Raw genomic sequence first — 21,286 nt, 5'->3', positions numbered from 1 at the left:
GCGGGGTGGAGCAGTCCGGTAGCTCGTCAGGCTCATAACCTGAAGGTCAGAGGTTCAAATCCTCTCCCCGCAACCAACGCTTCGCATTGATCACCAGAACACGGTGAGAGGCGTTTAGTTCCCCCTCCCGCAACCAACGCCTCGCACCCATCTGGGTGGAAGTCAGACAACTCCTCTACAATAGAAGAACTGTCACGCTCAGCGGCGAACGACAGTATCCCTGCCAGATCGCCAACAAGATCAATAACCGGGCCATCCCGATCTTTCGCAGGTGTCAGCACAATGGAGTCGATCATTGACCGGATCAACTCCGATGCCTCGCTGCGGTGGCTTTCGTTGTTGAGCAGTTCGATCAGACGAGCCACCTCGTGACGGTAGCGTTCAGCCATGCCCGGCTCAAACAGAGCAGGCCGTTCGGTGACACCATCCAATATTCGGTTCAATTCTTTCATACGTCCGTCGATGCGTATCCCATCGTCTTTGACAAGGTCACCGGGTAAGCGGCAGTTCCCTATCAAGGGAGAAAACAGACATGGAAACTCACAACATCACATGGCGCAATATCGAAATTGAGACTACCTTCACGCCAGAGGAGTTTGGCATCGTGGAGCACATCGAGTTGTGCACCCAGCCCCGCCTGCCGTTGCCCGTCACCGAAACAGGCTATAGATCGCTTTTCATTCCGGTTGGCACTGTTGAAACTTATGGCGGGGCAGTCTCATTTGTCACCGCATAGCTGGATCATGAGGCAACGTGCACTGGCTGGAGCGGGGCGCAAATGTCATTGTTCTAGTAAAAAATCGCGCCCGCCGTCAGGCGGGCGCGATTTGACCGTCATTTTCAGGCATTTGACACAACACTAGAAGCAGAAGATACTCTGCACACTTCCTAATGACTTATTTCATCAATTGAAAACCTCTTAGGTCTCAATGCCAAGAGACAAGTTTCAAAAGGTAATTTCATGCATATCAATACTGTATCATCGTATGTAAAGGATGTGATTTCCGAGCAAACGGGAACTCCCAAAAGCGAAATCCGCCACAGCCATAGCCTGTCTGATCAATACGGATATGATGCTACTGGAAAACGTGGACTTGCTCCGAGATTGGAGCGCAAATTTGAGGCTGAAGGAGATCCGATTCCGGGTGGCCTTGATCCCGATGAAACGGCTCAAGCAGATACTGTCGGCGATCTAGTGAAGATGACGCACAAAAAGTTCTGAGGGAAAGAAGATGTTTTTTTTGAAGCCTTTGCCGTCCATAGCGCTTATCGCTGTATTGATTGGGCCCAGCTTGCACGCAGCGCCTCTGGAGATTGAAGAGAAATATGATTTAAACAAAAATGGAACCTTAGATCCCGGAAAAGAAGTCGATTTGTATGTAAAACATCAACTTGATCCGACACTAAAAAAATATGACGCTAACCTAAATGGTTTACTTGATCCACAGGAGGCGAAAAAACACTCTACCTCCATATCGGAAAGCGCTGATTTTTTCTTGGCTCAGTCGGACCTTAACGATGACATTGAGGGCGGCAGACCTGTCAAAATCACCACCAAGAGTGAAGAAAAAAAAGCCAACGACAAATCCTGGTCACGGCAGTTTATTCTACAGAGCAAATTTGCAGGTGCCTCTGTCTTGAGTGCTCAACGAGGCAGTGGTGGACTATCCAAAGTTTCTCCTGCAACCTTTTCCTTTAATCGTAACTACGAAGCAGACAGGGAGGTTATATCAACAAGCGGTGCGGCCTACTGGTCGTGGCGGCGTAGCTTTGACAAACGCAATCTGAATGCCGCGGCTGTTGTTGCTGGGGTGGAATTCGATAAACAGAACGTCAATGGAACACCCGGTCCGAATGAAATCGACTCATTGATTTTCCGCCTAGGGACAGAGTTAGCTTGGGACAACTCAGCCCAGAAGGCCATTCTAAATCAGCAATATCTGAGGGCCAATGTTGGGTGGATTACAGACACTAATTTTGACCTTTCGGTCATCAGTGCTCAGGTCCAATATCAGCCGTTTTTTGAGAAATTTGCCAATGAAGTGCCGCGAAGAATTGGTGGCTCTAACTTAAGATACCGCTGGCGACCCGAATTGCGGGCAGAATATCAACATGTCAATGACGCAGCAGGTCGGCCCCAGTTTACTAGTCACGAGGATTTTCTTTTCTTAGGGGCTGCACTTGGCCTGAACTTTGACTTCGCGCCCAGCACACCTTTAAAGCCATCGCCTCTGGAGCGCTTTAGTTTTAGCGCGAACTACCAATATTTGACAGACGTGCTGAACTCCGGGGTGGACACGGAATATCTTGAGGCCATGATCAGCTACAATCTAAGCCCTTCCGGGCATGTTTCGTTGGATTTTGGATATAAGAATGGCGAGACTCCGTCCTCGCGAGACAAAGTGGATGAACTAAATTTGGGTCTCGGCCTTCGGTTCTGAGCCAATTGCAAGAGCCCAGAAGCCACCTTGCTGTATCTTTCGGCTTGTATCAGTCCAGCCAATCACGGCAGTTCACGGCGACCGCGATGCCAGTTCAGCCTGCACAATTTCCAGCGTTGCCAGGGCATTGCGACGTTCCGCGCTATCGGCGTCCGATGCCGCCAAAGCGTTGAAGGCTTCACGGAGCAGGTTGCGCAGTTCATTCTCGCTTAGTTTTGCTGCTTCAAATCGTGCGGTGAGATTCATCTTATCCTCCTTTGGATCAAGGAGGCCCCGACCATCAGGGCCTTTACACCATCAAAGGACGCTATTGTAACGCGTCCAAAACCCTGATGATCGAAAACCTTGCCGTGCTGTTTGCATCAGGTGAGTTGAAATTCGCGTATGACCTGCCTCTGCGCGATGAGATTCAGGAAGACCTGGCCTCGTTCACAACCCAGACAACGGCAGCGGGAAATCAGATCATCACCCAATCCCGAAACGCGTCTGGTCACGGCGATTTCGGGATCGGGTTGATTGTGGCGGCGTTCGCCTCGCAATATTTGGCTGCGCGAGCGATACAGGTCAGCACATTGCGCGGTTGGTATTGATACAAACCGCCCAGAGACGCGCTGAGCTAGGCGCTCACGCGGTTTCTAGCTACCCTCTAATTCTGGTGCCTATGTTACCCATTTCACCCGTCACCGCCGTACTCTTCTTCATATTCTGCTTTTGCTTGAGCGATCAGATCTTCTGTAAACCAAGTGATCCCATAGCCGGGAACGCGTCCGTAGTGACGGCTTTTGAAAGAATCCAAGGCAGACTCGAATTGAACCATAACAAGAACTGCATCACTAACTTGAGGGAGGTCATCATCATCCAAAACCTCAAGATACTTGGCGTCGGGTTGCCCTTCCAAAACTTTCAGCAAGTTTTCAAGAACTCGGTTAACAATCTTTACTTTGCCAGCGCTCATTGATGCGTCAGGCTTCTTCTTCGATAACTCCTTCACCTCCCTCAGTAAGGAGGCAAACACATCATGGCTCGCTTCGTATTCGTCTACTATTTCGTCGGTGGTGACAAAAGGAAAATGATAGTCGTCTTCAAAAGTCACTTCATTCTCCCGATTCTGGTAGGGGGTTTAGACTCAACGTCGCTCATCGCGCCATTGACCACATAGTACCATCGACCAGTGCTATTTCGCACGACGTTATCAGAACGAAATCGCTCCGCCTCCTCCAAATATTGAGACAGAACCATCGTAATATCGCTAGTCGTGGGAGCGTCGTCACTGTCAAATGTCTCAAATTCGTCGAAAGGTCTATACCCGTCGCCCAGAACTTCGTTCCCCATTTCCACGACTTTGTTTATCATCTTCAGCTTGAAGGCATTAACAGAGTCATTTGGGCTCTTTTTTGCCAAAGCGCCTATTTCCGTATACATCCCTTGTAGTTGCCCGGTCAGCTTTTCCAAGCGTTCGACATCTTCTCTCGTTTCCATACAATTCTCCTAAGGGCAAGCACGTCGAAATTCGACGTACTTTTTATTCACAATATCAATTGGGTCGCGTTGTTTGCTCTCAAACACTTCGACCATTTGCTCCAAGTCAGCATCTGTCAAAGCAATGACCGATTTTCTTTGCCCGGCCCACAGGTTAACGGTTCGGGTCATTTCTGCCTTTTTCAAAGGCTTACGAGTGACGAGAACACCAAACTTACCTAGATCATCAGTCAGATACCGGTTGATCTGGTCGATATGCGTGCGTTCGATGGCGGCAACATTTTTCATTTCAAACGTGATCTGGCGAGACGCATAGTCATCCATTAACTCTTGCAGTAACGGCGTCGAACGCGTGTTGTAAAAGATCAAATCACGGATAGACACGCCGTCATCAGTTCGCGCTTGTTCCTGCGCAAAATCGAGCTTTGGGTATAACAACGACGGAAGAAGACGCCCCACAAGGTTTTCATATTTGATATCTGCGCCGTCAGTTTTCCCGGTGGGTAACTTTTTGATCTGCGCGAATACGCGTTTTGCAGATGTAACAGGTATTTGTGAAAAGAGAGGATCGTTCTCACAGTCCTCAAAGCTGCGTTCTTTTGCCTGAATGTACCGCTCAACTACACCGTAGTTATGCCGGTTGTAGCTCAACACTTTGACACGTGTAAGCTCCTCGGGGTCATGAGAAATCTCATCCTGTGGACAATGCTTCTCGAAGTACTCATCGTAGTTGATCCAAGGTGCAAAACGCATCCAGCGCTTTGGCACAAGAATGATCGGATCATTGTTTTCCGGGTTCACGGGCAGCGCAACATTGTTCTCGCGGACAAACTTGTTCGCACGATAGTCGTAAACATGTTCCACACTGCACGACTGAGTTGGGATGCCGTGCCGTTCACACTGGTCAATCGTGAAATCTATGAGGAAGGATTTCAGAAAATTGCAGCTAATATCCGAAATTCGATCCTTTGAAATACCTTCGACAAAGAACTGGATTTCCTCAAAATGGCGAAACCCATGTTGTTGGTATTGAGGAATCGTTTTGAAGAGAGCGATGACCTCTTTGGCCTTTTCCGCGCTGATCCGCTTTCCCTTTCTTGTAAGCGAAGTTCCAAGGCCAACCTCGTCGCATTCGGACGCAATGATCAGCGCTTCGATTGCCTCAGCTTCCCGGCCCTGTGACGCAAGCAGACCCAAATGGTTGAAAGCGTTGATGAGGCTGGTGTGGAGCGATTGATCCTGCTGCGACGGTGAGCGCCAAAGCATAAAAGGATCAAGGTAGAGTGGAATATCTTCGTCCAGAAACGGAATAGCAAAGTCGAGATCGACTTGAGCGGCATGAATGCCATGGTAGTCAGTAAGTCGTGGACGAATTAACAATTCTTGACCTGAGCCTCAAAAGTTATGCTGACAAATGGCGCGTGTTTCCGCTCGGGTCGCGCTATTCTCAGAATGCTGGGGGTTCTTTTGACCCCCATACCAGATATTGAGAATGCAGTGCAATGGCACTCACACAGGGGGAGTGCTAGATCCTCTGGCTGGCCAAGTAAGCCTAGTTAGCTTTCCCCAAGCACTGAACAGCAACGCTAGTACATGCTTTGCCAACCCGATACGTTTGTTCTTAGGGAGCTCTCCTTTCACGGCCGTGAATTCGATGGCCGTTTTGGCTGCAACTCGGGATTTGCACAGTTCAGTAATAAAGGTCTGCTTTGGGCTGCGAGCGGTCAATTATGACAACCGCAGAGAACAGCAGCTCGGAGCCCAATCCGGACGTTCAGATGCAGCACAAAGTAAGATACTGTTGAGCGCAAAACAATGAATGGGATTTCAACTGGAAACACGAAAAACGCATGTTGTTTAGGTCATCACATCATCCAGTTAGCCTGAAAATTAGACGCTACCCCCCGAGGCGGCATCCAGCCAAGCCTGAATGACTTGAAAATTCTGATTTGTGCGTGAAACTTAAAGTATGAGTAAGTATTTTGATGAAATGTTCAACGGCGATGGATCACTCAGAGGTCCATACGAAGAGATCGGCCGCTGGTTCAATGCTGAAGACGTATCACGATTGAGAGCGAAACAGCGCGAAGCCGAAGAAGTCTTTAGGCTAACGGGTATCACTTTTAACGTTTATGGAAAAGCCGAGGCTGAGGAACGCCTAATCCCATTTGATATCGTACCGCGTGTCATTTCAGCACGAGAATGGCAGCGGCTGGAACGCGGTATTGAACAAAGGGTTCGGGCAATCAACGCCTTTCTCCACGATATCTATCACCGCCAAGAAATCGTGCGTGCCGGGCGTGTGCCGGCCGAGATGATTGCCGGGAACGAAGCGTTCCTGCCGCAGATGCTTGGCGTCTCGCCTCCCGGTCAGGTCTACACACACATTGTCGGGGTCGATCTGGTGCGAACCGGACCGGACGAGTTTTTCGTTCTGGAAGACAACGCCCGCACGCCATCTGGGGTCAGCTATATGCTGGAGAACCGGGAAACGATGCTAAAGATGTTCCCCGAGCTCTTCAGCGCGACTAATGTTCGGAATGTTTCGGACTACCCCCGCAATCTGAGACGATCTCTTGCTGCATGCGCGCCGGCTTGCGCCGACGGGGAACCAACCGTCGCGGTATTAACCCCGGGCATCTATAACTCGGCCTACTACGAACATGCGTTCCTCGCAGATCAGATGGCCGTGGAATTGGTCGAAGGCCACGACCTACGCGTTGTCGATGGGCGTGTTTGCATGCGCACCACCAGAGGCTATAAGCCCATCGACGTACTTTATCGCCGGGTAGATGACGACTTTCTGGACCCGCTGAATTTCAACCCCGATAGCGCCTTGGGCGTTCCGGGTATTCTGGACGTTTACCGCGCGGGAGGCATCACGATTGCCAACGCGCCTGGGACCGGTATTGCCGACGATAAGGCGATCTATTCCTACATGCCTGAAATCGTTGAATTCTACACGGGTGAGAAGCCTTTGCTTCAAAACGTCCCGACCTGGCGCTGCAGTGATCCCGAGTCTCTCTCCTACGTGCTGGACAACCTGTGTGAGCTTGTTGTGAAAGAAGTACACGGGTCTGGCGGCTACGGAATGTTGGTCGGACCAACCGCCAGCAAGAAAGAGATTTTGGCGTTCCGCGACAAGCTCAAATCGCGGCCCGGGAACTATATTGCTCAGCCAACTCTGTCGCTTTCGACGGTTCCGATCTTTGCGCGCTCGGGACTTGAGCCCAGACATGTTGACCTAAGGCCGTTCGTTTTGGTGTCGCCCGAAGGGATCAAAATCACGCCTGGCGGTTTGACCCGTGTGGCGCTTAAGAAGGGGTCTCTCGTCGTGAATTCAAGCCAGGGTGGCGGGACCAAAGACACCTGGGTTCTGGAGGACTGACCATGCTGGGAAAAACTGCTGGCGGGTTGTTCTGGATGTCCCGGTATCTTGAGCGAGCGGAAAATACGACGAGGTTGCTTGAAACAGGTCAGAGAATGGCATTGACCCGTACTAAGAATTCTGCCGAGGAATGGGGTTCGGTTCTGAAAACGGCCGGGGTTCTGGATGGGTACCACGCCAAGTACGAAGAGATTTCAAAAGACAATGCAGTCGATTGGGTGCTGCGTGACGCTGATAACACATCCTCGATCAAGTCGGTCATCAAGCAAGCCCGAGACAACGCGCGCCTTGTTCGGACGGCGCTCACCCATGATGTCTGGAGCGCAGTGAACTCCACCTGGATGCAGATCGATGAGGTGATGAAACGGCGCGTGAATGAGCGGGACTTACCTGCAACCTTGGAACTCATTCGGCAACAGGCGGCTCTGGTCCGTGGTGCCACTTTGGGGACCATGCTGCGCAACGACATTTTCGATTTCACCCGCATCGGAACGTTTGTCGAAAGGGCCGACAATACCGGGCGCATTCTGGACGTTAAATACTATGTTCTTCTGCCCACAGCTTTCTCAGTCGGCTCGTCGCTAGACAACATCCAATGGGAAAGCATCCTGCGTTCTGTCGGCGCTGGTGGTGGGTATCGAATGACCCACGGTGAGAAAACGCGGCCGTCTGACATTGCGCAGTTTTTGATCCTGGATCAGCGGATGCCTCGCAGTTTGCACTTCTGCTGCAGAAAGATTCAGGAAAACCTGTCCTACCTGAAGAAAGACTACGGCTTTGCCGGGCCTTCGTGCGAGGCATCAAATGCTCTCTACGAGAAATATCTGGATCAGAAAATCTCGGATATCTTTGAATTCGGTCTGCATGAGTACATTCAGGATTTTCTGACCGATCTCGGCAATTTGAGCCGTCAGATTGAGATTGATTACAGGTTCTACGAGTAGCCAATGAAACTGCACATTCGACACGAGACACGATACGATTTCGACGCGCCGGTTCCCTTCGGCCTGCAACAGCTGCGGAAAACACCAAAGTCATTTCGAAACCAGAGCATTGTGAGTTGGAGCACCCAGGTCACCGGCGGACATAAAGAGCTGACATTTGAAGACTACCACCGCAACACGGTGGAATTGATCAGTTTCGAAGCAAACACTCAAAGCATCTCGTTGATCTCCGAAGGCGCTGTTGAAGTGAAAGACACGCACGGTGTTCTGGGGCGTCACGAAGGGTCGACGCCCTTGTGGCTGTTCAAAAGAAGCACTCCGCAGACATCGCCGGGGAAAGGAGTTGCAGAGCTGATAAGCGCATTGCCCAACGGCGAACCGCTGGAACAGATGCATGCTCTGTCCGAGAAAGTTCGAGCTCAGGTCTCTTACGAAATTGGAAGTTCACACCCGGGCTGGAGCGCAGAAGATGCCCTCAAAGCCGAGCGCGGCGTGTGTCAGGACCACGCGCACATTTTCATTACCTGCGCGCGACAGCTCGGAGTGCCAGCACGCTACGTTTCGGGCTATTTGATGATGAACGAAACGGAGTTGCAGGACGCGACCCATGCCTGGGCCGAAGTGCATTTGGACGGGCTTGGCTGGGTGGGGTTTGACGTTTCAAATGGGATTTCACCTGACGATCGATACGTACGCGTCGCAACCGGGCTGGACTATGCCCAAGCCGCACCGGTAATAGGGAATAGAATTGGGACAGCGGGCGAGCAATTGACAGTGCAGTTGCAAGTCGCACAGCAGTAACGGAGAATTTGATGACCTATGCTGTGGGCATGCGGCTGAATCGCGGGCTGGTGTTCATGTCCGATACGCGCACGAATGCAGGCGTGGACAATGTTTCGACCTTCAACAAGATGTTCAACTGGACAGTCGAAGGGGACCGGTCGATCACAATCCTAACGGCCGGAAACCTGGCCACGACTCAGGCCACGATAAGCCTTTTGGAAGAGCGTACGAAAGCACCCGCAGATCGTTCGCCATCAATCTTAGAAGCGCCGACAATGTTTCAAGTCGCGCAACTGGTCGCGGCAACATTAAACGATGTCATTGAAGAGCACGCCCGGTCCGGTCAGCAAGCCGATAGCGCCTTTCACGCGACACTCATTGTTGGAGGTCAGATCAAAGGCGGCCCGTCACGCCTGTTTCTGATCTACCCTGAAGGCAACTTCATCGAGGCCGGTGATGACACACCGTTCTTTCAGATCGGAGAGACAAAATACGGCCGCCCGATTCTGGTGCGCGCCTATGATCCAGAAATGAGCTTCCCAGAAACCGTTAAACTCCTGCTGGTCAGTTTTGACTCCACGATTAAGGCCAATCTGTCGGTCGGGGCTCCGCTTGACGTGCTTCTCTACGATGAAGACAGCCTTGACGGCGGTACGCGGTCAAGATTCGAAGCTGACGACCAGTACTTTCGCAGTGTTTCCGATGGATGGGGTGACGCGTTGAAATCGGCCTTGGCCAAACTTCCAGAATACAGATCGGGGCGAAAATCAAACGATTGAGCGTCCGCTTTGTCCGCAAAGCACTCATTCAAGCCTGTTGCAGCGAAAGACTGCGTTGAGCCCACATAGACCGATGCTGCGCGAAGCCCCAATGACATCAATGCGCAGACAGCGGACTTTGCAAAATTCAGCGGACGGCCCAATTCGGACGTCGCCCGATGGGCGTCGTTGCTGCGGTGCAGCCCGCCATTCGCCGCGAGCGCCACGCTAGAAAACAATTCGACGCGAGCACATGACCCGGCCGAAACCACCTGCCATGAGGCCAGAGATTGTTCCATTATCGATTTCCAGATCGATTTTTATCAGGCTCGGACTCGCCGGGTTCATAAACACCCCTTGTTCGATTTGAAATGATCGTTGAGATGATCCGACAAAGTCGTGCAATACACACGCTAAAGGCCCCGCAGCCATCCCCGTCGCGGCTTCTTCTTCAATCGCATATCTGGGCGCAAACATGCGGGTTGTCGCGTCTCGATTGGTCGCTGATGGGTCTGTTGTAAAGACATAATAGCCGATCAGATCCAGTTGTTCGCTGATTTGTGTGATTTTGGCGAAATCTGGTTTCACCTTGGCAAGACCTTCGGCATCAGCGAGGCCGATAACAATGAAACTGTTGCCGGTATTGACCAAAACCGGTGGGATCTCCTGATCAAGTTGATGTCTGCTGATCCCAAGGGAGTTCAGTACATCGTCGATGCTTACACCCTTTTCCGCCCATTCCTCTGGTATCGCGTATTTTGGCGCTAGTTGTTCCATATAGGCGGCACCTTCTTTCATGAGTATGCGCCTCGGCCCATCAACCGTCTCCTTCGAGGTGTTGGGATTAGGAATCCGGCCTAGCGCATCAAGGCGCGAGAAGGCGGCGATTGTCGCGTGACCGCAATGAGCAATGCGCCGGTTTGGTGTGAAGAAATCAAGTTTGAAGCCTTCAGTCTCAGATCGAGAGACAAAGGCCGTTTCGGACAATCCAACCCTTGCCGCAACAGCTTGCATATCCTGTTCGCTCAATTCATCAGCGTCCAGGACGACGCCTGCGGGATTTCCTCCGGCGCCACCGTCGACAAAGCCGTGTACGATTTCCACTGTTACCTCTACGGCAGTATTTGTTTGCGTATTCATTGACTTACTCCATGCGTGAGGCCGCACCTTTGAGCGCGGTGCGGCCAGTTCCACGTCAGTTGCTAGCGGTGGTGATGCGGTTCAGAAAGGCGGTCATCTGCGCTGCAATCTCGGGCCCATACTCTTCGAGTGCAAAGTGTCCCGTATCGAGCAGATGAAACTCGAGATCATTCAGATCGCGTTGATAGGGATAGGCACCTTCGGCCGGAAAGATGTGATCATTTTTCCCCCACATCAGCAGTGCCGGGGGTTGATGCTCGCGAAACAGCGCTTGCCATTTTGGGTACTCTGCAACGTTGGTGCCGTAATCCAGGAAGAGTTCGAGTTGCACCTCTTGATTGCCTTCGCGGTCGAGCAGGTATTGGACGTGCCAATAGTTATCCGGACTGATCAATTCGGGTTTTTGAACTCCGTGGGTGAACTGCCATTTGGTAGCATCCAGAGTGAGGAATCCCCGAAGTTGGTCACCGTTCTCTTGCGATGGCTCAGCCCAATAGGTTTTGATTGGATCCCAGAACTCGCGCAGCCCTTCCTCATAGGCATTCCCGTTTTGAATGATGAAGCCAGTGACCCGTTCGGGCTGTTCCGCAAACATACGGAAACCAACCGGGGCACCGTAATCCATCAGATAGACCGCGTATTGATCGATACCCTTACGGTCGAGCAGCGATGTCATCATTCCAGAGATATTTGCGAAGGAATACTCGAAGTTTTCGGCCATCGGCATGTCCGACGCGCCAAATCCGGGGAAATCGGGCGCGATCACGTGGTAGTTCTTGGCCAGTTCCGGGATAAGGTTACGGAACATATGCGAGGAAGTCGGAAAGCCATGAAGCAGCAGGACGGTAGGCCTGCTCGGATCTCCGGCCTCACGATAAGCGATACTGACTTCGTCGATTTGTTCGGTGCGGAAATAGACGGCCCGCGTGGCCTCAATTTCGGTCCCTGCTGCGATTGCAGGAGCTGGTGCAATTGGTGCAGCGATTGAAAGCGCGAGAATGCTGGCGCTCAGGATGGATTTCAAATTGCGCGACATGGGTATTTCCTTTCATTGGGTTACGGGGGCGCGTCTGAACACGCCAGGATTGACAAGGGTCAATTTTGCTGTCCGAGCGACGCTTCGAGCCTTGCGTTTCGTGCTTTCAGCGCTGCCAGCTCAGTGCGAAACGGGGCCAGATAATCTTCAAACTCTTCAAAGGTCAGGCGTTGGGGGATGTGCTGTGGGCAGTTCCAGTCCATCGCTTCAAGCTTGATCACAACCGCCCGCTCCGGGTGAGCGCGATAGCCCGGCGCTCTCAGGCGTTGCATCAGCGCCGGATCGGCCTCGGCATCAATGACAGTTGCTCGACCCCAGATCTTGAGACGCTTCTGATTGGGGTAGTCCATCAGGATCAGCGAGATGCGGTCATTGCCCAGCAGATTCCCAGAGCTGAGATACTGCCGGTTGCCGCGGAAATCGGCGTAGGCAAGTGTCCGTTCATCCAACACTTTCAGAAAACCCGCTGGACCGCCGCGGAATTGCACATAAGGCCAGCCGGTTTCTGAGACCGTGGCCTGATAGAAGCCGTCCCTTTGCGCGATGAAGCTGGCCTCAATCGGGCTGATCAGGTCCTCGTGACGGGTGCCTTCCAGAAACTTCGCGTAACCGTTCGCTGAACCATTTTTGGCCTGCGTTTCGCGCACGGAAGGCGTGAAGCTGATCTCTGCAAAGGGTCGTGCCATTGAATTCTCCATCTCGGTCTGGGCGATGCCCTGGGACTGAGGTGAAGTTAATCAGAGCTTCTATGTTGCGGAATTCAGATACTTGGCAATATATTATTCTAAAAAGTGGAATAATGCTGTGGACAGATTTCACGCGCTAAACGTCTTTGTGAAGGTGGCCGAGTTGAAAGGTTTTGCCGCGGCGGCCCGCCACCTCAACATGTCACCGCCAACAGTGACCCGAATGGTTTCCATGCTTGAGGACAGCCTGGGGATCCGTCTTTTTGTGCGCACCACGCGTTCGGTGATGCTGACTGATAGTGGTCAAAGGTTCTTTGAGGATGCTAGACGTATTTTGGCTGACCTTGAAGAGGCCGAGCGCGCCGCTGTCGGTTCCTATGCCGAACCAACCGGGGAACTAAGTGTCACCGCATCGGTCTTGTTTGGTCGCATGTTCATCACCCGGCTTCTGGGCGAATTTCTGGATCTTTATCCGAAGCTATCGGCACGCACGCTTTATGTGGACCGCGTAGTCAATCTGATTGATGAGGGTCTCGACGTTGGTATCAGAATTGGTAACCTCGCTGATTCCAGTTTGATGGCCGTTAGGTGCGGTGCGGTAAAACAGATGCTATTTGCGTCGCCGACTTACCTTGAATCGCATGGCAAACCTGAAACTCCGGATGATTTGTCCTGCCACGCGATCATTAATTCTACTGCCCTGAATGCATCCGCCCAATGGCATTTTCAAAGCGGTAGAAAGAGCATAACCAAACGAGTGAACCCACGCATCAGCATGAATACTAATGACGCCGTGATTGAGTTGGCGTTGCAAGGTCATGGGATCGGACGGCTTTTGTCTTATCAGGTGGCACCTTACATTGCAGATGGGCGGCTCAAGACTGTCATGAAGTCATATGAGCCACCCGAGGTTCCCATCCATCTTGTGCATCAAGAGGGTCGAACCGTGTCTGCGAAGGTACGCGCTTTTGTTGATTTTGCGGTCGAACGTCTCAAATCGGATCCCCTTATTGGCCAGAACCAAACTCAGGCCTAAGCGCAAGACCAACAATTAGGCAAAATCGCGCTATTCAGCCGCCGCCGCGGATGAGGCGGTCCATGCATTTGGGACAAACGCATCATCCAAAGCCGTTTCCGCCACATGGTTCGTATAGTTCGACAGGATTTTCAACGCTGTGCCAAGGATGACTTCCAGCATGGTCTGGCGGGTATAGCCAGCCGTCAGAAACGCCTCGACCTGTGCGTCGCTGGGCCAGCCTCGGCTTTCGTTGATCACGATGACGAATTTGCGCAGTGCTTCCAACTTGGGGTCGGCGATAGGGCTGCCATCGCGCAATGCTGCGATGATGTTATCCGGGACACCCGCCATCTGTGAAAGAGTAGTATGGGCGGCCATGCAGTACTTGCACCCGTTCAGCCGGTTGTTGGTCATAAGGATGATCTGGCGCTCAGTCTCTGACAGGCTGGTCTTTCCAAAGATGTTGGAAAGTGTCGTATAGCCTTCCAAAATTGCGGGCGCTTCAGCCATGGCCGCATAAAGGTTGGGCACAAAGCCGTACCCTTTCAGCGATGCTTCCAGAATTGGTTTCGCGGCATCAGGGGCTGAGGCGATTGTATATGTCTCAAAATCAGTCATGTCTGGTTTCCTTTGGGAAGAGTTTTCGACGCACGCGAATTGTCATTGCGGACGGCGCGTCTTGGAGAAATGCCGGTCTTTTGGGGAGGGGCGAGGCAGCGGTGGCTCCGACCGGCAAAAGCCACCAAATTCCTCAATCATAGGCTGCCGACAGGCGTGTGGTGGATGTCTGCCCACTTGGCATGGGCGCCTTGGATCACGGTCTCTTTGTCCTCAAGGTACTTCTTGAAGATGTCCTCATTCACAAAGAGATAGAGCTTGTCGTCCACGATATCGGCATACCGAACATCGCCATCAAGCTTCTTGCCTACATAGACGCCAAAGGCGCAGAACCCGCCGAATTGAGGCAGATGTGCCGTCGGATCCGCTTCAAATGTAGCTTGCGCCGCCTGCGACGCAAAATAGTAGTCCACACCATCATGGGTTGACGTGTAAGTGGCGTTGCCCATCTCTGGATTCTCGGCTTCAAACATCGACATAGGATCGACGCCGTGCATGCCGAGGGGGTGGCCGGTCAAAGTAAGACTGTTCGAAACGTTGTATTCATCGTCAGCCAATGCCGCCGCTGCCAGGGCGAGAGTCAACGCTGTTGTAAGCGCGGGAAATGTAAAGATGCGTGTCATGATATGTCCTTTCAGGATGTCAGGATCAATTTGAAAGATCGGTTTGAATCAGGCCGATTGGCCAATGCGCTCAACCGCGTCGTCAGTCCACCAGACGCCGTTGGCGACCATTCGGAAGTTGATGATGGCTGCGAGATACCCGTCACCTTCAGGCACCTTGGCCCCGGCCGTGGCATCGCGAACGACAGCAACTTCGTAGCCAAGCTCCAGCAGCTCGTAGAGATGCGCCTGCGTACACAGGTTCGCCGACATCCCCGCAAGGATCACCTTGTCGATCTTGCGTTTGCGCAATTGCAAGTTCAGGTCATTCTGAGCAGGGCTGTAAACCTTGTGTGGCGAGCAAATGATGGTTTCGCCATCCTCGATGTACTTCTTGTATTGCGGCATCCAGTCGGCACCTGAGCCCTCGAAGTTGTCCAAATTGAGCGGTCCCAGGCGGTCAAACATGCCGATGCTGTGCATCGTGGCTTCCAGAGTGCCCTCGAACTCCCACTTGTGGTCATGTGGGTAGTAATAGTGGGGCGAGATGAAGACCGGCATCCCCGCAGCCTTGGCGGCAATGAAAAGCCGTTCGATATTGTCGACGGTGCCCTGTTCGGTCACGCTTTCGCCAACGACGCCCCACGTCACACCGTCCTCTGACAAAAAATCAATCTGGGGGTCCGTAACCACAAGCGCAGTACGCCCCGGCTCGATGGTCATGTCGATTTGGGGAAGGCCTGGATTTTCCGGGTCAGCATAGTAGGCGCGTGCATCGTCGGTCGCGGCAAGGGCCTGCCCGCCAGCCACTATTGTTGTACCTGCCGCGGCCGCCCCGGCGGCTTGCGTCAGGAGGCGGCGGCGCACCATATCAACGCGTTCGGGCGTGACGTCGCAAGCGCAGCTGGCTCCATGTTTGTGGTCATGATTGCTCATTGCAAATTTCCTTTGTCTGAGAGGGGCAAAGCGGTCTGCCTTACTCGGCAGCGCCCCAAGTGGATCTGACAAAGAAGAAGTTAGGCACCACATTGACCTAGGTATCGGCCCGCCCTGCCAAGGTTTTGGCCGAACCTGCCATGTGGTCTTGAGGTATGTGCCTAGTCGGAGGTCGCTTGCTGTCGGAAACGAGCGGGAGCCTGTCCGACCCAACGTTTGAAGGCGCGGCTGAACGTGCTCTGTTCCGAAAACCCGGTCATAAAGGCGATCTCGGCTATGGAAGCCTTACCGTCACGGAGCAGGTCACGAGCGAGTGCAACTTGTGCCTGACCAAGAACGTCGCGATAGGTCAGCCCTTCTTCGGCCAACCTGCGGTAAAGAGTGCGCTCGCTCATTCCCATCTCTTGGGCGACATGCGCCGCCTGCGGTGCGCCGTTACTCAGGGCTGGCGTAAGTCGATGAACAAGTACGTTGCTCAGTGACATATCATCATCCAGAGAATTGAATTCCTCATCCAGATGTTTCGTCATGAAATCTGACAAGCCCGGATCGCCAAGACGATTTACGCATTCGAGCATAGCAGGGCGCATCGCGATGGCGTTATGGTCAGTACCAAATTGCACCGGACAACCAAAATGCTCGGCATAACGTTCAGGCTCTTGTCGGCACGCATGTTTGAACGCGACATATTCGAGCGACAATCCAGTACCCACAAACCGATGCATATTCCGTGCAAAGGCGGCAAGCGCGCATTCGTTGCGCAACTCCAAGGCGGCGCGATGTGGTGTTTGTCCTTCGAAAATCCAAAGAGCCGGATCGCCGGTTTCATCAAGTCTGTAGACTGCGGTATCCGTAACGAGACGAAAGTAACGTTCGATCCGCTGCAAAGATTGCCTCAAGGTCGGTGCTGTCTTTACGGCCAAGCCAAGTACGCCGAGATCATCGGTCGCAATCGCGTTCGCATAGGCCTCAACCAATGCGGCCTCGTCCGCTTGTCGCGCACGAATCCAATCGATCAGATCGAAATACGCATCATCCGCCAATTGGCCGTCCTGAGCTTCTGGTAAACGCAGCACGACAGCGCCATTCGAAATCAGGGCGCCATCGTCGTTCAGCGTCATCCCGGCGGCGTTGGCCATCGCGCGGGCGAATGCGTAAGATACACTTGCCATACAGTGAGATTAGCACTGGAAAGCTCTTTCACGCCAGATCGTCCAACCCTGTGATAGGTATAATAAATAAAGACAGCCTCGATCTTCGGGCGCTTGAGGATAATTGCGCCAAACTGATAAACCTCGTCATCGGATTTGCGAAACGATATCTTCCGATTGCGTGTGAGAAGCATGCAGACACCGAGGTCAAAGCAAATGGGCGAAGTTTTCATATCTGTGCTGCTGCCGCTTGCAGTTGTTGCAATCATGTTCTGCCTTGGCCTCGGACTGACAGCGGCTGACTTTCAACGCATCGGACGACGTCCACGTGCCTTTTGTGTCGGCGCTCTCAATCAGATCATTTTGTTGCCTTGCATCGCTTTGATGGTGATCTTTGTCTTTGGGATTTCTGCCAAGACAGCCGTTGGCATCATGATTTTGGCAGCCTGTCCGGGCGGGGCGATCAGTAACATCGTGACCAAGCTTTCGAATTGGGATGTCGCTTTGTCCGTTACTCTTACAGCAGTCTTCAGTCTGACTTGTGTCGTTACCGTACCGCTTATCCTGGGGTTTTCGATGCAGATGTTCATGGGGGCAACTGCGCCCGCTATCGACATTTCGTCGACGGCTTTAGCAATGTTTTTTTTGACAGCTTCACCGATCCTAGTCGGGGTGATCGCGCGGTCATTGGCGCCGCGAATTGTAGCCGCTGTCGAACCAATCTTTAGCAAGGTCTCCATGCTACTTTTTGCGGTAGTCATCGGAGGCGCGATCATTTCAAACTGGGTGGTGGTCGCGGATAACTACCTTAGGATTGGACCCGCCCTTTTTGTTTTAGTTGCGTCACTCACGTTTATTGGCATCGCGAGTTCACGGATGCTCGGATGCACAGACATCGAGGCGAAGACGATTTCAATTGAGACCGGCGTTCAAAACGGAGCTTTGGGGATCGCAATTGCCACCTTGCTGTTGCCTAACACCAATGGGTTAAGCGAATATGCCATCCCATCCGCAATTTATAGCGTGGTCTGGATCGTAACAATGTTGCCTGTGTTCGCTTTCCTTGCGCGAAGAAGCCCAATTTTATGATCCTGACGCCTATTTGCCAGCTCCGGTTATGGGTTGGGCCAAGTCCCCTAGTTTCCATGCTGGAGCGCCATCTGGTCAAAGAGCGATCAAGGAGCTCCCAAGCCCTCTGTGGAACGGCCGCTTTGGCGATATTCCCTGTTGAAGGGAAAAACTGTTGCTGCCAGTGCGGTGGATCCTGCGTCAGCGAAGGTGTAGACTCCAAGGTCAGTTTTGTCCGCTCAACAGAAGTTTAGTAGTATTTTGTGTATGTCGGTTTCATTGCCTATACCTGACATTTCAATTGCGTTCGGCAACGGTGGTTGCGCCCTCCCGCAACCAGTGTCGGAAAAACATCATAACACCCCGTTCAGACCTCAATTGATCCCCCCGATCAATTGCCTAACGTCTTCAACTCGTCAGACCCATAACGTAAGCGTTGCATCTGACCCCCCCTAAATCACCCCTGATCAAGGACTGTCTGAGATTATATGATGCCACCAAAAAGATACAGGCATCATGAATTGACTGATCAGATGCACATGGTTCGTCGTGACCAAGAGAGCGGCTACTAACACCCGATGCAGCATTGATCGTTATGGGATCGGAGCAGATACTCTCGTACAAATCATGTTCCAAGCATATGCATCTTTACCGAGGGCCCATATGCGCCTCAATCCCCCAGCTTGGCGTGCACCTCGTCCAAATCGATCTCACCTATGGGCATCTTGTTTCCGGGGTTCTCGAAATCGTACTTGAACAGCTCGAAATCCTGTTTGTAGATTTCATAGACCAAATGCATCGACAGATCATCGAAATAGTCCTCGACCGGATGGGCGCGTTTTGGCCCATGCCCTTCGGATTCGTTGAACCGCGGAATCTCGGACAATGTCACCGGATGGGCGGTTTCGACGTTCTCCAGTACACCCTGCATCCCGTCATTGAATGCCTCGGTCCAGAAAATCCGGTCATACTGACCGCCATTCACAATGAAGGTCGACACGTGCCCCGACATGGCTGACCAGTGAATGTCCGGGTCCATCGGGCGACGCCAGCGGATCGTGTCGCGCGCAAATAGCAGGAATCGGCGGAAGCTGGCAATCTGGTCGAACTCACCTTTGCCGTCATCGCCGCCAACTTCAATTCCGTAATTGTAGATCAGCGTCGGTACCAGATTGCCCCGATAGCGCTTGCCGTTACGCTGAATGCCGCAGATCTTGTCAAAGAACGAACTAAGGATGCGGGTATAGGGATTGCGCACGCAGGTAAAAGAATAAGACCCGTGGTTGCGCACATTGGTCGCGATCATGCCCTGGCTTTGATCAAAAGCCCATTTGTGCATGCCATCCTTGGCGTCATGGATATCGCCATCAAAAAACTGGCCATGATCCGAGTAATACATGATCTGACCAATGGTCGAGCACGCACATTTCGGCACCACACGGTAAACCATGCTTTCGCTCTCGGTCATCCAGGTGCCGGGAAACCCCATTGGCGTGCCTCCTATGCTGGCTTGCTCTCAGCTTGATATGCCAGCTTTCGACATCAAAAAACCAAAAATATTCTGTTTATTCAATCGCTCATCCTCAGTATCACGGGTGCAGTCGGGCAAAAACGGGAATTGCGACCTCATATGGCAAAGATTGCCTATATCCTGCTGTGTCACAAAGACCCTGAGGCCATCATTGCGCAGGCCGAGCAGTTAACCGCCGCTGGCGACTGTATGGCGATCCATTTCGATGCGCGGGCGCTACACACAGACTACGAAATCATTCGAAGCGCGCTGAAAGACAATCCCAATGTTACCTTCGCCACCAAACAGATCAAATGCGGCTGGGGCGAATGGTCTTTGGTTCAGGCGACCCTGAACGCGTTGCAGGCCGCCGTTGACGCCTTCCCGCGCGCCACGCATTTTTATATGCTGTCGGGCGATTGCATGGCGATCAAAACGGCGGAGTATACGCATCGCTTTCTCGATGAGCGCGACATGGACTTCATTGAAAGCCACGATTTCTTCGCCAGCAATTGGATCAAGACCGGGATGAAAGAGGACCGTCTGATCTACCGTCACTATTTCAATGAGCGTACCCAATCCAAACGCTTTTATGCCGCCTTCGAGCTGCAAAAACGATTCAAGCTGACGCGCGACATCCCCGAAGACCTGCAGATCATGATCGGCAGCCAATGGTGGTGCCTGCGCCGCCGCACGGTTGAGATGATCCTGGAGTTTCTTAAAAAACGCCGCGATGTGATCCGCTTCTTTTCAACAACCTGGATCCCGGATGAGACGTTCTTTCAGACCCTTGTTCGCCATCTTATCCCGAAGGGTGAGATTGAAAACCGCACGCCAACCTTCCTGATGTTTTCCGATTATGGGATGCCGGTGACGTTCTACAATGATCACTTCGACATGCTGTTGGGCCAGAACTATCTGTTCGCCCGCAAGATCAGCCCCGAAGCGCATGAACTTAAGGAACGGCTGGGTGCGCTTTATGCTAGCACCGGTGTCGACTTCCCGATCTCGGATGAGGGGCGCAATCTCTATGCCTTCCTGACCGGGCGCGGGCGCGTTGGTCGCCGGTTTGGAAAACGGTTCTGGGAAGCCGGGAATACCTTGGGCCCAGAGCGAGAGTTATTTCTTGTTGTCTGCAAGAAATGGCACGTGGCCAAACGGCTGGTCGATCAGATCGCGTCTGAGACGAATATACCATGTGTCGAGTATCTGTTCAGTGAACAGGATACACCACTGCCCGATCTGGGTGGGATCGAAACGACGCTGAACAAACGCTCGCGCCACCGGCGTGCGGTTGTGCGAATGCTGTTCGCACATTTCGGATCAAATCAGCTGGTTTTGTGCCTGGATCCCGCCAATCTGGACGTCATTCAGGATTTCTGCAGCGATGCGGCCCGGACACATGTGCTCGAGATCGAATGCGACTATTCCGACGAGTATCTGATCGGTCACGCAAGGCGTGTGGGACTGGCAGGTCAGAACAGCCCGGACCAAACGGTCTCGCGCCTGTTGCCGACGATACGGAATGATCTGGCTTACGAATCCGAACAAATCCGTCAGGCCGGACTGGATGGGTATCTGCGTCTGCGCGAAAGCGCGGATCGGGCCGAGAACGAAGCCGCGATTGCGCAGTTCCTTGGCGTCGGGTCCGACAAGGCGCAATCCATTATGCAGCTGGACTATCTGTTCTCGGACTAAGCTCCGGCGAAACCGCTGCGCCGCCGGAGC

The 21,286-nt window shown here is 52.7% G+C and carries 24 protein-coding genes; 11 read left to right on the top strand and 13 right to left on the bottom strand.

Going from position 1 to position 21,286, the window contains the following annotated elements; genetic code table 11:
• Positions 1–32: 32 nt before the first annotated feature.
• Entirely contained in the window at positions 33–452 is a 420-nt protein-coding gene (locus AC2FGE_RS15975) for a hypothetical protein (protein WP_496820234.1), read from the bottom strand.
• An 80-nt stretch (positions 453–532) separates the two neighbouring features.
• On the opposite strand from AC2FGE_RS15975, the gene AC2FGE_RS15970 reads away from it, so the two are divergent.
• The 3 genes from AC2FGE_RS15970 to AC2FGE_RS15960 all read left to right on the top strand — a co-directional run bounded on the left by AC2FGE_RS15970 (position 533) and on the right by AC2FGE_RS15960 (position 2,441).
• Positions 533–736: a hypothetical protein gene (locus AC2FGE_RS15970; protein ID WP_496820233.1), complete on the top strand. Its 204-nt coding sequence runs from the start codon at positions 533–535 to the stop codon at positions 734–736.
• Between the two features lie 225 nt (positions 737–961).
• Complete coding sequence (locus tag AC2FGE_RS15965; RefSeq protein ID WP_496820232.1) at positions 962–1,222, top strand: acyl carrier protein; 261 nt, start codon at positions 962–964, stop codon at positions 1,220–1,222.
• Positions 1,223–1,232: 10 nt separating this feature from the next.
• Entirely contained in the window at positions 1,233–2,441 is a 1,209-nt protein-coding gene (locus tag AC2FGE_RS15960) for a hypothetical protein (protein WP_496820231.1), read from the top strand.
• A 72-nt stretch (positions 2,442–2,513) separates the two neighbouring features.
• Here AC2FGE_RS15960 and AC2FGE_RS15955 read toward each other — a convergent pair whose 3' ends face one another.
• Positions 2,514–2,687 (bottom strand): hypothetical protein, encoded by a 174-nt coding sequence (locus AC2FGE_RS15955; RefSeq protein ID WP_496820230.1) that lies wholly within the window; start codon positions 2,685–2,687, stop codon positions 2,514–2,516.
• Positions 2,688–2,773: 86 nt separating this feature from the next.
• Between AC2FGE_RS15955 and AC2FGE_RS15950 the strand changes: the two genes are divergently transcribed.
• A complete protein-coding gene (locus AC2FGE_RS15950; RefSeq protein ID WP_496820228.1) occupies positions 2,774–3,031 on the top strand; it encodes a hypothetical protein in 258 nt (85 codons plus the stop codon).
• Positions 3,032–3,114: 83 nt separating this feature from the next.
• On the opposite strand, the gene AC2FGE_RS15945 is transcribed toward AC2FGE_RS15950, so the two are convergent.
• The 3 genes from AC2FGE_RS15945 to AC2FGE_RS15935 are packed head-to-tail and all read right to left on the bottom strand — an operon-like array spanning position 3,115 to position 5,300.
• Complete coding sequence (locus AC2FGE_RS15945; RefSeq protein WP_496820227.1) at positions 3,115–3,534, bottom strand: hypothetical protein; 420 nt, start codon at positions 3,532–3,534, stop codon at positions 3,115–3,117.
• On the bottom strand, positions 3,531–3,920 hold the full coding sequence (locus AC2FGE_RS15940; protein WP_496820226.1) for a hypothetical protein: 390 nt from the start codon (positions 3,918–3,920) through the stop codon (positions 3,531–3,533). The genes AC2FGE_RS15945 and AC2FGE_RS15940 overlap by 4 nt, the downstream gene beginning before the upstream one ends.
• 9 nt (positions 3,921–3,929) lie before the next feature.
• Positions 3,930–5,300 (bottom strand): DUF8370 family protein, encoded by a 1,371-nt coding sequence (locus tag AC2FGE_RS15935; protein ID WP_496820225.1) that lies wholly within the window; start codon positions 5,298–5,300, stop codon positions 3,930–3,932.
• Between the two features lie 589 nt (positions 5,301–5,889).
• Between AC2FGE_RS15935 and AC2FGE_RS15930 the strand changes: the two genes are divergently transcribed.
• The 4 genes from AC2FGE_RS15930 to AC2FGE_RS15915 are packed head-to-tail and all read left to right on the top strand — an operon-like array spanning position 5,890 to position 9,814.
• On the top strand, positions 5,890–7,308 hold the full coding sequence (locus AC2FGE_RS15930) for a circularly permuted type 2 ATP-grasp protein (protein ID WP_496820224.1): 1,419 nt from the start codon (positions 5,890–5,892) through the stop codon (positions 7,306–7,308).
• Positions 7,309–7,310: 2 nt separating this feature from the next.
• Positions 7,311–8,252, top strand: coding sequence for an alpha-E domain-containing protein (locus AC2FGE_RS15925; protein ID WP_496820223.1), 942 nt, complete (start codon positions 7,311–7,313; stop codon positions 8,250–8,252).
• A 3-nt stretch (positions 8,253–8,255) separates the two neighbouring features.
• The gene (locus AC2FGE_RS15920) at positions 8,256–9,053 is read left to right on the top strand and encodes a transglutaminase family protein (protein ID WP_496820222.1); all 798 of its coding nucleotides are present in this window, start codon (positions 8,256–8,258) and stop codon (positions 9,051–9,053) included.
• Between the two features lie 11 nt (positions 9,054–9,064).
• On the top strand, positions 9,065–9,814 hold the full coding sequence (locus tag AC2FGE_RS15915) for a proteasome-type protease (protein ID WP_496820221.1): 750 nt from the start codon (positions 9,065–9,067) through the stop codon (positions 9,812–9,814).
• 207 nt (positions 9,815–10,021) lie between these two features.
• On the opposite strand, the gene AC2FGE_RS15910 is transcribed toward AC2FGE_RS15915, so the two are convergent.
• The 3 genes from AC2FGE_RS15910 to AC2FGE_RS15900 are packed head-to-tail and all read right to left on the bottom strand — an operon-like array spanning position 10,022 to position 12,655.
• Positions 10,022–10,933, bottom strand: a complete 912-nt coding sequence (locus tag AC2FGE_RS15910) for a PhzF family phenazine biosynthesis protein (RefSeq protein WP_496820219.1) — start codon at positions 10,931–10,933, stop codon at positions 10,022–10,024.
• Between the two features lie 55 nt (positions 10,934–10,988).
• A complete protein-coding gene (locus AC2FGE_RS15905; protein WP_496820218.1) occupies positions 10,989–11,969 on the bottom strand; it encodes an alpha/beta fold hydrolase in 981 nt (326 codons plus the stop codon).
• A 59-nt stretch (positions 11,970–12,028) separates the two neighbouring features.
• Complete coding sequence (locus AC2FGE_RS15900; RefSeq protein WP_496820216.1) at positions 12,029–12,655, bottom strand: pyridoxamine 5'-phosphate oxidase family protein; 627 nt, start codon at positions 12,653–12,655, stop codon at positions 12,029–12,031.
• A 118-nt stretch (positions 12,656–12,773) separates the two neighbouring features.
• Here AC2FGE_RS15900 and AC2FGE_RS15895 point away from each other — a divergent pair, with 118 nt between their 5' ends.
• Entirely contained in the window at positions 12,774–13,691 is a 918-nt protein-coding gene (locus tag AC2FGE_RS15895; protein ID WP_496820241.1) for a LysR family transcriptional regulator, read from the top strand.
• A gap of 30 nt (positions 13,692–13,721) precedes the next feature.
• On the opposite strand, the gene AC2FGE_RS15890 is transcribed toward AC2FGE_RS15895, so the two are convergent.
• The 4 genes from AC2FGE_RS15890 to AC2FGE_RS15875 form a co-directional block, all read right to left on the bottom strand.
• On the bottom strand, positions 13,722–14,291 hold the full coding sequence (locus AC2FGE_RS15890; protein ID WP_496820215.1) for a carboxymuconolactone decarboxylase family protein: 570 nt from the start codon (positions 14,289–14,291) through the stop codon (positions 13,722–13,724).
• A 137-nt stretch (positions 14,292–14,428) separates the two neighbouring features.
• Positions 14,429–14,914 carry a YHS domain-containing (seleno)protein gene (locus AC2FGE_RS15885; RefSeq protein ID WP_496820213.1) on the bottom strand — a complete coding sequence of 162 codons (486 nt, stop codon included), beginning with the start codon at positions 14,912–14,914 and terminating at the stop codon, positions 14,429–14,431.
• A 48-nt stretch (positions 14,915–14,962) separates the two neighbouring features.
• Positions 14,963–15,829, bottom strand: a complete 867-nt coding sequence (locus AC2FGE_RS15880; RefSeq protein ID WP_496820212.1) for a cysteine hydrolase family protein — start codon at positions 15,827–15,829, stop codon at positions 14,963–14,965.
• Between the two features lie 161 nt (positions 15,830–15,990).
• Positions 15,991–17,001 (bottom strand): helix-turn-helix transcriptional regulator, encoded by a 1,011-nt coding sequence (locus tag AC2FGE_RS15875; protein ID WP_496820210.1) that lies wholly within the window; start codon positions 16,999–17,001, stop codon positions 15,991–15,993.
• A 195-nt stretch (positions 17,002–17,196) separates the two neighbouring features.
• Between AC2FGE_RS15875 and AC2FGE_RS15870 the strand changes: the two genes are divergently transcribed.
• Positions 17,197–18,069, top strand: a complete 873-nt coding sequence (locus AC2FGE_RS15870; protein ID WP_496820209.1) for a bile acid:sodium symporter family protein — start codon at positions 17,197–17,199, stop codon at positions 18,067–18,069.
• 649 nt (positions 18,070–18,718) lie between these two features.
• On the opposite strand, the gene AC2FGE_RS15865 is transcribed toward AC2FGE_RS15870, so the two are convergent.
• Positions 18,719–19,537, bottom strand: coding sequence for a sulfotransferase family protein (locus tag AC2FGE_RS15865; RefSeq protein WP_496820208.1), 819 nt, complete (start codon positions 19,535–19,537; stop codon positions 18,719–18,721).
• Positions 19,538–19,678: 141 nt separating this feature from the next.
• On the opposite strand from AC2FGE_RS15865, the gene AC2FGE_RS15860 reads away from it, so the two are divergent.
• Positions 19,679–21,256 (top strand): DUF5928 domain-containing protein, encoded by a 1,578-nt coding sequence (locus AC2FGE_RS15860; protein ID WP_496820206.1) that lies wholly within the window; start codon positions 19,679–19,681, stop codon positions 21,254–21,256.
• The last annotated feature ends 30 nt before the right edge of the window (positions 21,257–21,286 follow it).

The sequence above is a fragment of the Ruegeria sp. YTSA075 genome (assembly GCF_059610245.1).
Note: the sequence above shows the minus strand (reverse complement) of the source record. Positions and strands in the feature narration are given on the sequence as shown.